This is a genomic window from Pedobacter flavus (genome assembly GCF_036324285.1).
In the GTDB taxonomy this organism is placed as follows: domain Bacteria; phylum Bacteroidota; class Bacteroidia; order Sphingobacteriales; family Sphingobacteriaceae; genus Pedobacter; species Pedobacter flavus.
Map to the genome: position 1 here is coordinate 199,839 of NZ_JAZDQU010000002.1, position 14,068 is coordinate 213,906.

The following is a 14,068-nucleotide window of genomic DNA, read 5'->3' on the forward strand; positions in this document are numbered from 1 at the left end:
TATGAGTAATCAATTAAAATGGTATGTTGTTAGAGCTGTTAGCGGTAAAGAGAAAAAGGTAAAACAATATATCGATTCTGAAATCAGTCGTTTGGGAATTACTCATCTAGTTCCTCAGGTATTAATCCCTATGGAGAAATACTACCAGATGAAAGATGGTAAAAAAATTGCTAAAGAACGTAATTTTTATCCTGGATATGTTTTAATAGAAGCTGTATTAGATGGTGAATTAGAACACGTTATTAAAAATATTAATAGTGTGATTGGTTTCTTAGGTGATAAAGCTGGAAACGCTATTCCAATGCGCCAAGCAGAAGTTAATCGTATTTTAGGTAAAGTGGATGAGATGAGTCAACAAGCAGAAACTATGAGTGTTTCTTATTATGTTGGCGAGAATGTAAAAGTTATGGATGGACCATTCAATGGCTTTACAGGTGTGATTGAAGAGATTAATGAAGAGAAGAAAAAATTAAAAGTAATGGTTAAGATATTTGGTCGTAAGACTCCTTTAGAACTTAACTATATGCAGGTAGAAAAAGAATAATTTCAGCCTCTTAAAAAAATATTAAACCGTGTAATTTCTTAAAATAAATTACACGGTTTTTTTTGTGGGTGATAAATTGTTCTAAAATTAATTAACAATAAAATATTCAATTCATATTTCAGAAATAGGGTATTAAATATTTTTTACAATTATCTTGATTTCAATTATTTTATTGCTTATCTTTGCAATCCTTTTAGCTATGTATATAGTGAAAAGGGATCTTAAATGTTACATGCTTCCAATATTTAACATTAAGTATTACAATTAATATAACAGAAAATGGCAAAAGAAGTCAGTGCACTTGTTAAATTACAAATCAAAGGTGGTGCTGCAAATCCATCTCCTCCTGTAGGGCCTGCATTAGGTGCTAAGGGTGTGAATATTATGGATTTTTGCAAGCAATTTAACGCACGTACCCAAGATAAGCCCGGTAAAGTGTTACCAGTTGTAATTACTGTATTTGCTGACAAGTCATTCGATTTTATCATTAAAACTCCGCCAGTTGCTATCCAATTAAAGGAAGCTACTAAATTGCAGAGTGGATCAGCTGAGCCAAACCGTAAAAAAGTTGGATCGGTTACCTGGGATCAGGTAAAGCAAATTGCTCAAGATAAAATGACTGACCTGAATGCATTTACCATTGAATCAGCAATGAACATGGTTGCTGGTACAGCACGCAGTATGGGGATTACCGTTAGTGGTGAGCGCCCTTATTCTAATTAATTACATTTAACAGTTTACAAAAGTGGCTAAATTAACAAAAAATCAAAAAAAGGCTCATGCTAAATTAGAACAGGGTAAAACCTATTCGTTGCAAGATGCTTCTGCTTTGGTAAAAGAGATCACTACAACAAAATTCGATGCATCAGTTGATATCGATGTTTGTTTAGGTGTTGATCCACGTAAAGCCAATCAAATGGTTCGTGGTATCGCTACTTTACCTCATGGTACAGGTAAAACTGTACGTGTTTTAGCTTTAGTTGGTCCTGATAAGGAAGAAGAAGCTAAAGCGGCAGGTGCAGACTTTGTAGGTTTAGATGAATATGTAGCTAAAATTGAAGGTGGCTGGACCGATGTAGACATTATTATCACTACTCCATCAAATATGGCAAAAGTTGGTAAACTTGGACGAGTTTTAGGTCCAAGAAACTTAATGCCAAACCCTAAATCTGGAACAGTTACTAACGAAGTTGGTAAAGCGGTTGCGGATGTTAAGGGTGGAAAGATCGATTTTAAAGTTGACAAAAACGGTATTATTCACGCTTCAGTAGGGAAAGTATCTTTTTCTCCAGAGAAAATTTATGAAAATGCGTTAGAAGTTCTTCAAACGATTTCAAAGTTAAAACCTTCAGCTGCTAAAGGAACATATTTTAAGAGCATTCATGTTTCTTCTACTATGAGTCCGAGTATTGCAATTGAAACAAAATCAGTAGCGGGGATCTAATTATGAACAGAGAAGAAAAACAAGAAGTAGTTTTATCGCTTCAGGAAAAAATGCAGGAATATGGCAATTTTTATATTGCTGATACTTCAGGCTTAACTGTAGAAAAAATTAACGCTATTCGTCGTAAATGTTTTGAAAGTGGTATTGAGATGAAGGTTGCTAAAAATACTTTAATCCGCAAAGCGGTTGAAGGATTAGAAGGCGATTCATCTGAGTTGTTTCAATCATTAAAAGGTTCATCATCTATCTTGTTTTCAAAAACAGGAAATGCTCCAGCAAAGCTTATTAAAGCTTTACGTAAAGGAAGTGATAAACCATTATTGAAAGCAGCTTATATTGATACTGCAATATTTATTGGCGATAATCAATTAGATAATTTAGTAAGTCTTAAATCAAGAGAAGAACTTATTGGAGATATCATTGGATTATTACAATCGCCTGCTAAAAATGTTGTATCTGCTCTTAAATCGGGTGGTTCTACAATTGCAGGTTTAGTTAAAACCCTACAGGAAAGATAAGGAGAATGAACCCTTTAAGTTCATAACAAAATAATTAAACAAGTAAAATTTTAAAAATCTATAAAAATGGCAGATTTAAAATCGTTTGCTGAGCAATTGGTAAACTTAACAGTTAAAGAAGTTAATGAATTAGCTCAAATATTAAAAGATGAGTATGGTATTGAGCCTGCTGCTGCTGCAGTAGCTGTTGCTGGTCCTGCTGCAGGCGGTGACGCTCCTGCTGCTGAAGAAAAAACATCTTTTGATGTAATTCTTAAAGACGCTGGTGGTCAGAAATTAGCTGTAGTTAAATTAGTAAAAGATTTAACTGGTCTTGGCTTAAAAGAAGCTAAAGATTTAGTTGATGGTGCACCTAAAGAATTAAAAGCTGGTGTTGCTAAAGACGAAGCTGAAGCTCTTAAAAAACAATTAGAAGAAGCTGGAGCAGTAGTTGAGATTAAGTAATAACTTAATTTAAACAGATATTGGGGGAGACTCCGGCAGAATTTTGTCGGAGTCTATTCCTGTTTATAAACCTATCATTTTGTTTGGTCGATGATTGGGTTTTCTTAAGGCCAAACAAATAGTTTATTCTTAAACTAAAATAACTTTAGTCCCTTGGCAAATAAAGTAGAGCAAAGAGTAAATTTTGCGCGCAGTAAACACATCATAGATTATCCTGATTTTCTGGATGTACAGTTGCAATCTTTCAGAGAATTTTTCCAAATCGAAACGACATCAGATAATCGTCATACAGAAGGATTGTTTAAAGTGTTCGCGGAAAATTTTCCAATCACAGATTCAAGAAACATATTCGTACTTGAGTTTTTAGATTATTTTATCGACCCACCTCGTTATGACATTCCAGAATGTATCGATCGTGGATTGACTTATAGTGTACCGTTGAAAGCTAAATTAAAGCTTTCTTGTAATGATGCGGAACACGAGGATTTTGAAACCATTATTCAGGATGTATACCTGGGTACTATTCCTTACATGACTCCTAAAGGAACATTTGTAATTAATGGTGCTGAACGTGTAATTGTTTCTCAGTTACATAGATCTCCTGGTGTGTTTTTCGGCCAAAGTCGCCATACCAATGGTACAAAACTTTATTCGGCTCGTGTAATTCCTTTTAAAGGTTCATGGATTGAGTTTGCTACAGACGTTAATAACGTAATGTATGCATATATTGATCGTAAAAAGAAATTCCCAGTTACCACTTTACTTCGTGCAATCGGATACGATTCTGATAAAGATATCTTAGAATTGTTTGATTTAGCAGATGAAGTTAAAGCTAGTAAATCTGGTTTAAAAAAATATATCGGTAGAAAATTAGCAGCCAGAGTTCTTAGATCTTGGGTTGAAGATTTCGTAGATGAGGATACTGGTGAGGTGGTTTCTATTCCACGTAACGAGGTAATCTTAGATCGCGATACCGTTTTAGAAGACGAACATATTGATCAAATCATCGAAGCTGGTGTAAAAACTGTTATCTTATCTAAAGATGATGGTGCTAGTCAAGCTGATTATACTATTATATACAATACGTTGCAGAAAGATACATCCAATTCTGAAAAAGAAGCGGTTGAAAATATCTATCGTGCATTACGTAATGCAGAACCACCTGATGAGGAAACTGCAAGGGGTATTATTGAGCGTTTATTCTTCTCAGATAAACGTTATGACTTAGGAGATGTTGGTCGTTACCGCATCAACCGTAAGTTGAAAATGGATACTCCAGATCATGTTAAAGTATTAACTAAAGCAGATATTATTGCTATCGTTAAATACTTAATTAAGTTGATCAACTCTAAAGAAGAGGTGGATGATATCGATCACTTATCTAATCGTCGTGTACGTACAGTAGGTGAGCAATTATATGCTCAATTTGGTGTAGGTTTAGCTCGTATGGCTAGAACTATTCGTGAGCGTATGAATATTCGTGATAATGAGGTGTTTACTCCAACAGACTTAATTAACGCAAGAACTTTATCTTCTGTTATTAATTCATTCTTTGGAACTAACCAGTTGTCACAGTTTATGGATCAAACCAACCCGCTAGCTGAGATTACACATAAACGTCGTTTATCAGCTTTAGGTCCAGGTGGTTTATCGCGTGAGAGAGCAGGTTTCGAGGTGCGTGACGTTCACTATACACATTATGGTCGTTTATGTACAATTGAAACTCCAGAGGGACCAAACATTGGTTTGATTTCATCTCTTTGTGTTCACGCAAAAATTAATAGTTTAGGTTTCATTGAAACTCCATATAAAAAAGTAACAGATGGTAAAGTAGCTGTAGACGAACCAGTGATTTATTTATCTGCTGAAGATGAAGATGGAAAAACTATCGCGCAAGCAAATGCTCAATATGACGATAAAGGAAACTTTATAACTCCACGTGTAAAAGCGCGTTATGAAGGCGATTTCCCGATCATTGAGCCAGAGAAATTAGATTTAATGGATATTGCTCCAAATCAAATTACCTCTATTGCAGCATCATTAATTCCTTTCTTAGAACATGATGATGCTAACCGTGCGTTGATGGGTTCAAACATGCAACGTCAAGCTGTACCTTTATTAAGACCAGAAGCGCCAATCGTTGGTACTGGGTTAGAAGGTAGAGTTGCTCGCGATTCTCGTACTTTAATTAATGCTGAAGGCGATGGTATTGTAGAGTATGTTGATGCTAATGAAATTACTATCAAATATGAAAGAAATGATCAAGATAGATTGCTTTCATTTGAAGGAGATAGCAAAACTTATAAATTAACTAAGTTTAAAAAGACCAACCAAAATACTTGTATTAACTTAAAACCAATTGTTAAGAAAGGTCAGAAAGTTACTAAAGGACAAGTACTTTGTGAAGGTTATGCTACTCAAGATGGTGAACTGGCATTAGGAAGAAACTTAAAAGTTGCTTTCATGCCTTGGCAAGGATATAACTTTGAGGATGCGATTGTAATTAATGAACGTATCGTTAGAGAAGATATCTTCACTTCACTTCATATTGAAGAGTTTGAATTAGAAGTTAGAGATACAAAACGTGGTGAAGAAGAATTAACACCAGATATTCCTAACGTTTCTGAAGAAGCTACAAAAGATTTGGATGAGAATGGTATAATCAGAATTGGTGCAGAAGTTAAAGAAGGTGATATTTTAATTGGTAAGATTACTCCAAAAGGAGAATCTGATCCTTCACCTGAAGAAAAATTATTACGCGCTATTTTTGGTGATAAAGCAGGTGATGTAAAAGACGCTTCTTTAAAAACTCCTCCATCTATTAAAGGTGTAGTTATTGATACTAAATTGTTCTCTAGAGCAAAGAAAACTACCAAAGCAGAAGAGAAAGCGGCAATTGAAAAATTAGATAAAAATTATGCTATTGTAAGTGAAAACTTAAAAGCAGAATTAATTGATAAATTATTCACTATTGTAAATGGTAAAACTTCTCAAGGTGTATTTAACGTTTATAAAGAGCAATTAATTCCTAAAGGTGCTAAGTTTACTCAAAAGATTTTAGCTGATTTAGAATATGCACATATTAATCCATATAAATGGACAACTGATGATGATAAAAATGATCAAATCAGATTGTTATTACACAACTATGGTATTCGTGTAAACGAAGAATTAGGTGCTTATAAACGTGATAAGTTTGCGATTTCTGTTGGAGATGAACTTCCATCTGGAATTGTTCAAATGGCTAAAGTTTACGTAGCTAAGAAACGTAAATTGAAAGTAGGTGATAAGATGGCTGGTCGTCACGGTAATAAGGGTATTGTTGCTCGTATTGTACGTGATGAAGATATGCCGTTCTTAGAAGATGGAACGCCAGTAGATATCGTTTTAAATCCACTTGGTGTACCTTCGAGGATGAACTTAGGTCAGATTTACGAAACTGTATTGGCTTGGGCTGGTAAAGAGTTAGGTGTAAAATTTGCTACTCCAATTTTCGATGGTGCTAAACACGACGAAGTAGAAGAGTATATTGCTAAGGCAGGATTACCAGCTTCTGGACGTACGTATTTATACAATGGTTTAACGGGTGATAAATTTGATCAACCTACTACAGTTGGTATCATTTACATGTTGAAATTAGGACACATGGTTGATGATAAGATGCACGCTCGTTCTATTGGACCATACTCATTAATTACACAACAACCATTGGGTGGTAAAGCTCAGTTCGGTGGTCAGCGTTTTGGTGAGATGGAGGTTTGGGCATTAGAAGCATTTGGTGCTGCTAATATTCTTCAAGAGATCTTAACCGTTAAATCGGATGATGTTATTGGAAGAGCCAAAACTTATGAAGCCATTGTTAAAGGAGAGAACCTTCCAACACCAGGTGTTCCAGAATCATTTAATGTATTGGTTCACGAATTACGTGGTTTAGGTTTAGATATTACGTTAGACTAATAGTATTTAGTACACAGTATTTAGTAGTTAGGTAGGGGCGTTGAGTCTCATCTAACAACTAAATACTAACTACTAACTGCTCAAAACAAAAGAACTATGTCTTACAAAAAGGATAATAAATTAAAAAGCAATTTCACAAGTATTACCATCAGTTTAGCTTCACCAGAAGCTATTCTTGAGCGTTCTAGTGGTGAAGTTTTGAAACCAGAGACTATTAACTATCGTACTTACAAACCTGAAAGAGACGGTTTGTTTTGTGAGCGTATTTTTGGTCCGGTAAAAGATTATGAATGTCATTGCGGAAAATACAAACGTATTCGTTATAAAGGTATCGTTTGTGACCGTTGTGGTGTTGAAGTAACTGAAAAGAAAGTACGTCGTGAGCGTATGGGACACATTAACTTGGTGGTTCCAGTTGCGCACATTTGGTATTTCCGTTCTCTTCCAAATAAAATCGGTTATTTATTAGGATTACCTACTAAAAAATTAGATTTGATTATTTACTACGAGCGTTATGTAGTAATTCAACCAGGTTTAATGCAAGAGGAAGGTATCAACTTTATGGACTTCTTAACAGAAGAAGAATATTTAGATATCTTAGATAAATTACCAAAAGAAAATCAATATTTAGACGATAAAGATCCTAATAAATTTGTTGCCAAAATGGGAGCAGAGGCTTTAGAAGATTTATTAAAACGTATTGATTTAGATTCTTTGTCTTATAATTTAAGACACCAAGCTGCAAACGAAACTTCTCAGCAACGTAAAAATGAAGCGTTAAAGCGTCTTCAAGTTGTAGAAGCGTTCCGTGGTTCTAGAACAAGAATTGAGAATAATCCGGAGTGGATGATTGTTAAAATTGTTCCGGTTATTCCACCTGAGTTACGTCCATTAGTTCCTTTAGAAGGTGGTCGTTTCGCAACTTCAGATTTGAATGATTTATATCGTCGTGTAATTATTCGTAACAACCGTTTAAAGCGTTTAATTGAAATTAAAGCGCCAGAGGTTATTTTACGTAATGAGAAACGTATGTTACAGGAAGCTGTAGATTCGTTATTCGATAACTCACGTAAAGTAAATGCAGTTAAAACTGAAGGTAATAGAGCATTAAAATCATTATCTGATATATTAAAAGGTAAGCAAGGTCGTTTCCGTCAAAACTTATTAGGTAAACGTGTCGATTATTCAGCACGTTCGGTAATTGTTGTTGGACCAAACCTTAAATTACACGAATGCGGATTGCCAAAAGATATGGCAGCAGAATTATACAAACCATTTATCATCCGTAAGATGATTGAGCGTGGTGTTGTTAAAACTGTAAAATCTGCTAAGAAAATTGTAGATAGAAAAGATCCATTGGTTTGGGATATCTTGGAAAATGTATTAAAAGGACATCCAGTATTATTAAACCGTGCACCTACGCTACACAGATTGGGTATTCAATCTTTCCAACCTAGATTGGTTGAAGGAAAAGCTATCCAATTACACCCATTAGTGTGTACAGCATTCAACGCCGATTTCGACGGTGACCAGATGGCAGTTCACTTACCATTAGGTAATGCTGCAATTTTGGAAGCCCAAGTATTAATGTTGGCTGCACATAACATTTTAAACCCAGCAAACGGAACGCCAATTACTGTACCTTCACAGGATATGGTTTTGGGTCTATACTATATCACAAAAGGACGTAGAACTGATGAAACTAGAGTTGTAAAAGGTCAAGATTCAATTTTCTACTCTGCTGAAGAGGTAATCATTGCTTATAATGAGAAACGTATAGATCTACACGCATTTATTAAAGTAAAAGTAAATGTTAAAGAAAACGGTGTTATTGTAAATAAATTAATTGATACTACTGTAGGTCGTGTGTTGTTCAACCAACATGTTCCTGAAGAAGTAGGTTATATTAATGAATTATTAACCAAAAAATCACTTCGTGATATTATTGGTGAAGTAGTTAAAATGACTGGTATGGCTCGTTCTGCTAAATTCTTAGATGATATCAAAGAATTAGGTTTTGCGATGGCATTTAGAGGTGGTTTATCTTTCAACTTACAGGATGTTAACATTCCTGCAGAGAAAGAAACTTTATTAAATCAAGCTGCAGCTGAAGTAGAAGAGGTAAGGAATAACTATAACATGGGATTCATTACTAATAACGAGCGTTATAACCAGATTATTGATATCTGGACACGTATTAACAACCGTTTAACTTCATTTGTAATGAACCAATTGTCTAGCGATAATCAAGGTTTCAACTCAGTATATATGATGTTGGATTCTGGAGCTAGGGGTTCTAAAGAGCAGATTCGTCAGTTATGCGGAATGCGTGGTTTGATGGCTAAGCCTCAAAAATCTGGTTCAGGTGGTGAGATTATTGAAAACCCAATTTTATCTAACTTTAAAGAAGGTTTATCAGTATTAGAATACTTTATTTCTACTCACGGTGCTCGTAAAGGTCTTGCCGATACAGCATTAAAAACTGCCGATGCGGGTTATTTAACTCGTCGTTTACATGATGTTGCTCAAGATATGATTGTAAATGATGAAGATTGTGGTACTTTAAGAGGTATTTATACAACAGCATTAAAAGATAATGAAGATATAGTTGAACCATTATTCGATAGAATTTTAGGTAGAACTTCACTTCATGATGTTTATAATCCAATAGATAATACTTTATTGGTTGAAGCAGGGGCTGATATTACAGAAGAAATTGCAGCTGCAATTGAACAATCTCCACTTGATGGTATTGAAATTCGTTCTGTATTAACTTGCGAAACTCAAAGAGGAGTATGTGCATTATGTTATGGTAGAAACTTAGCGACCGGTAAACGTGTTCAAAGAGGTGAAGCTGTAGGTGTAATTGCTGCTCAGTCTATCGGGGAGCCAGGAACACAGCTTACATTAAGAACCTTCCACGTTGGGGGTACTGCATCTAATATTGCAGCAGAATCTCAGATTACTGCAAAATTTGATGGTCGTATTGAATTTGAAAACGTTCGTACGGTTGAAACCAAAACTGATGAGGGTGATGTTGATATCGTATTAGGTCGTTCAGGAGAATTCAAAATTGTTGATGAAACAACTGGACGTGTTATTATGACTAATAACATTCCTTATGGTGCTAACTTATATGTAAAAGATGGTGCTTCTGTAAGTAAAGGTGATAAAATTTGTTCGTGGGATCCATATAACGCAGTTATTATTTCTGAGTTTGCTGGTAAAGTTGAATTTGATGCTATCGTTGAAGGTGTAACTTTCCGTGAAGAATCTGATGAACAAACCGGTCACCGTGAAAAAGTTATTATCGATTCAAGAGATAAGACTAAGAACCCATCAATTCGTATTGTAGATAATAAAGGTAATTTAATTAGAGGATACAACATTCCTGTTGGAGCACACATTGCTATTGATGAGAATGAAACAGTAAAATCTGGTCAAATTTTAGTTAAGATCCCTCGTGCAACTGGAAAAACTCGAGATATTACGGGTGGTTTACCAAGAGTAACGGAGCTTTTCGAGGCACGTAACCCTTCTAACCCAGCAGTAGTAACTGAGATAGACGGAGTTGTAACATTAGGTGGTGTTAAACGTGGTAACCGTGAGATTACTATTGAATCTAAAGATGGAGAGGTTAAAAAGTATTTAGTTCCTCTTTCTAAACATATTCTTGTTCAAGATAATGACTTCGTGAAAGCTGGTATGCCACTTTCAGACGGTTCAATTTCTCCAGCAGATATCCTAGCTATTAAAGGTCCTGCAGCAGTTCAAGAATATTTAGTAAATGGTATTCAAGAGGTTTACCGTCTACAAGGTGTGAAGATCAATGATAAACACTTTGAAGTAATTGTACACCAAATGATGCAAAAAGTTCATATTGAAGATCCAGGTGATACTATTTTCTTAGAAAATAATGCGGTAGATCGTTGGGATTTCATGATTGAAAATGATAACATCTATGATAAAAAAGTTGTTGTAGATCCAGGAGATTCTACTACTGTTAAAGCAGGTCAGATTTTATCTCTTCGTAAATTAAGAGACGAAAATTCTCAGTTGAAACGTCAAGATTTAAAACAAATCGAAGTTCGTGATGCAAGACCAGCAACAGCTAGTTCAATCCTTCAAGGTATTACGCGTGCATCTTTAGGTACTAAATCATTTATCTCTGCAGCTTCTTTCCAAGAAACTACAAAAGTATTAAATGAAGCAGCTATTGCGGGTAAACGTGATAATATGCTTGGACTAAAAGAAAACGTAATCGTTGGACACTTAATTCCTTCTGGAACAGGTGTTCGTGGATACGAACGTATTATAGTAGGTTCACAAGAAGAATATGATAAACTTTTAGCTTCTAAAGCAGAAGACGAAGAAGTAGAAGCATAAACTTCAGATTAATAAAATAAAACCCCTTCAAATTTATTTGGAGGGGTTTTTTGTTTTATTAGAATTAATGAATTTTATTTTTCCTGCTTACTTATATTTTTATAAGTTATTTGTTAAAAGAGTTAAAATAACTAGTTTTCTTTACGCCTTATTCATTAAAAATTGATTTTATATAAAGAGAATATATCAAAATTTAGGCTTATTTTTGAATTATGGAAGAGCAACAAAACGAAAATCAAATAAATATAGAATTGACTGAGGATATTGCAGAAGGTATATTCTCTAATTTGGCTATCATTACGCACTCTAATACAGAATTTGTTTTAGATTTTATAAGAGTAATGCCAGGTGTACCTAAAGCAAAAGTAAAGTCAAGAATTATATTAACTCCAGAACATGCTAAGCGGTTAATGTTAGCTATGCAAGATAATATTGAAAAGTATGAAGCTGTGCATGGAAGAATTAAAACTCATGATGAAAATCCAGGTTTTCCAATGGGTTTTGGAGGTCCAACCGCTCAAGCTTAAAAAATTTAAGAAGCTAAATTATTCTTTATTTTGTTTTAGAATAGGTTCTAATACTTTTAATTCCCCATCTATTTTATCCGTTATTTGTAAACCTAGAAGCTTTGCAACTAATGGATATATATGAATGTTCTTAAATGTATTAATTCGTATTCCTTCTTTGAAGGATGGCCCCCATGCTAAAAATGTAGCTTCCATATCTTTTACCTTTAGAGGATCGTAACCATGGGCTCCTGGCGAAGGAGTAGTGCTTGCAAAGACTTTTGGCCACTCAGCAACTAGTATTATGTCGCCAATTCTATTATCCGCATCATTTGATCCAGCAAAGTTAAATTCATTTATAAAGTCTTTCTTTAAATATGTCTTATAATACTGGCCTTTATTTTTAAACTTATTGTAGATTTCTGTTGTATCCATTAAATCATCAACAAAAATATTGGTTATAAATCCAGTACTAACACTATATAATCCAGTTTGACTTAATTCTTTTGATAAGTTTATTGGTGCTTCGCGATCTATTTCAGTCAATCCATGGTCAGATACAAAAATAAAATCGACAGGAAGCCCTGTTTTTTTTACCGCTTCTGTTAATCTATTTATTTCTTCATCAATTTGTTTAACCACATTGGTTATGGTCTGAGCATTTGGTCCAAATGCATGTCCGCTTGCATCAGGCTCGTCAATATAGAAAGTAATTAAATGTGGTCTTCTATCTTCAGGTAAATTAAGCCAATCTAATACAGTATTAATTCTTTCATTTAGTGGAGTTCCTTTTTTATAATGATATGAATAAGTTGGTTTTATGTTTTTTATAGCAGCTTCAGAACCAATCCAAAAATAAGATGCACTAAGCATATTTTGCTGTTCAGCTAATACCCATAAAGGAGTTCCTCCATAGATATTCCCATTTCTTACTAAAGAGGTATCTGATGGACTGTACTTAACTTTTAATTTTTTATCGTAAAAATTGTTATTCACAATTCCATGGTTTTGAGGCAATAAACCCGTTGCTAAGGTATAATGGTTAGGGAAGGTAAGGCTGGGGAAGGAAGGTGACATTGAATTAGCGCGAACCCCTTTTTCGCTCAAACGTTTTAAATTTATAGCATTATGCTTTTCTATAAAGTCGTGCCTAAAACCATCTGCTGAAATCAATATTACATAAGGCTTTTTTTGTTGCTCCTTACTATTGATTTTGTTTTTTACAATGTACTGGGTTATTTTATCTTGAGCATTGGTCTGTGAAATTCCTAAGAAAATGAATGCAATTAATAGTGATATACGAAGGAAATGCATTTTAATAGCCATACTCGTGAAATTGATATTTATTATTTTATTTTTTGGTCCAAGAATTCTTTAATTTCATTGAACTGATTTGGATTAAACCAAGTTATTTGAGGATCTCTATTGAACCAAGTTAATTGCCTTTTTGCGAATCTTCTGGTGTTTTGCTTTATTTTGGCAATAGCCTCATCGAAAGAGATTTTATGATCTAGGAAATCAAATAATTCAGTATAACCTACAGTTTTTAAACCATTCAGATGTTTATATGGTAATAAAGACTTCACTTCTTCTAAAAGTCCTTGTTTTACCATTTCATCAACTCTTAAATTTATTCTATTATAGAGCTCACTTCGTTCCATGTTTAGCCCTATTTTAATAATATTAAAGTTTCTTTCTTTCTTTTGATGCGTTAAAAGGGAGCTTAATTGGATACCCGTAGATAAAAACATTTCTAAACCCCTTATCATTCTTTGTGGGTTGTTTTGATCTACTGAATCAAAGTACTTTGGATCTACTTTTTGAAGTTGTAATCGAATGCTTTCAATCCCTTCTTCTGCCAGTTGTTGGTTTAACTGCTCCCTTATTTTTAAATCGGTTTCAGGTAACTCATCAAGCCCTTCGCATAATGCATTTACATATAATCCAGAACCACCAACAGCTATGGCAATATCATTTTTAGAAAAAATAGCTTCCAATACTTTTAAAGATTCTATTTCGAAGTCGCCCGTACTAAAAAATTGATGAATAGAATGTGAATCTATAAAATGATGTTTAGCGGCATTTTGCTCCGTAATAGTTGGTTTTGCTGTGCCAATATTCATTTCCTTGAAAAATTGCCTACTATCTGCAGATACAATCTCGGTATTAAAATATTGAGCCAGCCCAATCGCTAAATTAGTTTTGCCAATTGCAGTAGGACCAACAATAACTATAAGCGTTTTTTTAGCCATTAAATAGGAAATTAATT

At 34.3% G+C, this 14,068-nt stretch carries 10 protein-coding genes; 8 read left to right on the forward strand and 2 right to left on the reverse strand.

Annotated elements, in window-relative coordinates; translation table 11 throughout:
• Position 1 precedes the first annotated feature (1 nt).
• The 8 genes from nusG to VRU49_RS06905 all read left to right on the forward strand — a co-directional run bounded on the left by nusG (position 2) and on the right by VRU49_RS06905 (position 11,820).
• On the forward strand, positions 2–544 hold the full coding sequence (gene nusG / locus VRU49_RS06870; RefSeq protein ID WP_330146041.1) for a transcription termination/antitermination protein NusG: 543 nt from the start codon (positions 2–4) through the stop codon (positions 542–544).
• 279 nt (positions 545–823) lie between these two features.
• Entirely contained in the window at positions 824–1,267 is a 444-nt protein-coding gene (rplK, locus tag VRU49_RS06875) for a 50S ribosomal protein L11 (protein ID WP_330146042.1), read from the forward strand.
• Between the two features lie 22 nt (positions 1,268–1,289).
• The gene (rplA, locus tag VRU49_RS06880; protein ID WP_330146043.1) at positions 1,290–1,988 is read left to right on the forward strand and encodes a 50S ribosomal protein L1; all 699 of its coding nucleotides are present in this window, start codon (positions 1,290–1,292) and stop codon (positions 1,986–1,988) included.
• Between the two features lie 2 nt (positions 1,989–1,990).
• A complete protein-coding gene (rplJ, locus tag VRU49_RS06885) occupies positions 1,991–2,506 on the forward strand; it encodes a 50S ribosomal protein L10 (RefSeq protein WP_330146044.1) in 516 nt (171 codons plus the stop codon).
• 66 nt (positions 2,507–2,572) lie between these two features.
• Positions 2,573–2,950, forward strand: coding sequence for a 50S ribosomal protein L7/L12 (gene rplL, locus VRU49_RS06890; RefSeq protein ID WP_330146045.1), 378 nt, complete (start codon positions 2,573–2,575; stop codon positions 2,948–2,950).
• 153 nt (positions 2,951–3,103) lie between these two features.
• Positions 3,104–6,907 (forward strand): DNA-directed RNA polymerase subunit beta, encoded by a 3,804-nt coding sequence (gene rpoB / locus VRU49_RS06895; protein WP_330146046.1) that lies wholly within the window; start codon positions 3,104–3,106, stop codon positions 6,905–6,907.
• Between the two features lie 96 nt (positions 6,908–7,003).
• Positions 7,004–11,293, forward strand: coding sequence for a DNA-directed RNA polymerase subunit beta' (gene rpoC / locus VRU49_RS06900; RefSeq protein ID WP_330146047.1), 4,290 nt, complete (start codon positions 7,004–7,006; stop codon positions 11,291–11,293).
• 212 nt (positions 11,294–11,505) lie between these two features.
• On the forward strand, positions 11,506–11,820 hold the full coding sequence (locus VRU49_RS06905; RefSeq protein WP_330146048.1) for a DUF3467 domain-containing protein: 315 nt from the start codon (positions 11,506–11,508) through the stop codon (positions 11,818–11,820).
• A gap of 18 nt (positions 11,821–11,838) precedes the next feature.
• Here VRU49_RS06905 and VRU49_RS06910 read toward each other — a convergent pair whose 3' ends face one another.
• Positions 11,839–13,125, reverse strand: a complete 1,287-nt coding sequence (locus tag VRU49_RS06910) for an alkaline phosphatase family protein (RefSeq protein WP_330146049.1) — start codon at positions 13,123–13,125, stop codon at positions 11,839–11,841.
• A 20-nt stretch (positions 13,126–13,145) separates the two neighbouring features.
• On the reverse strand, positions 13,146–14,051 hold the full coding sequence (miaA, locus tag VRU49_RS06915) for a tRNA (adenosine(37)-N6)-dimethylallyltransferase MiaA (protein WP_330146050.1): 906 nt from the start codon (positions 14,049–14,051) through the stop codon (positions 13,146–13,148).
• Positions 14,052–14,068: the final 17 nt, after the last annotated feature.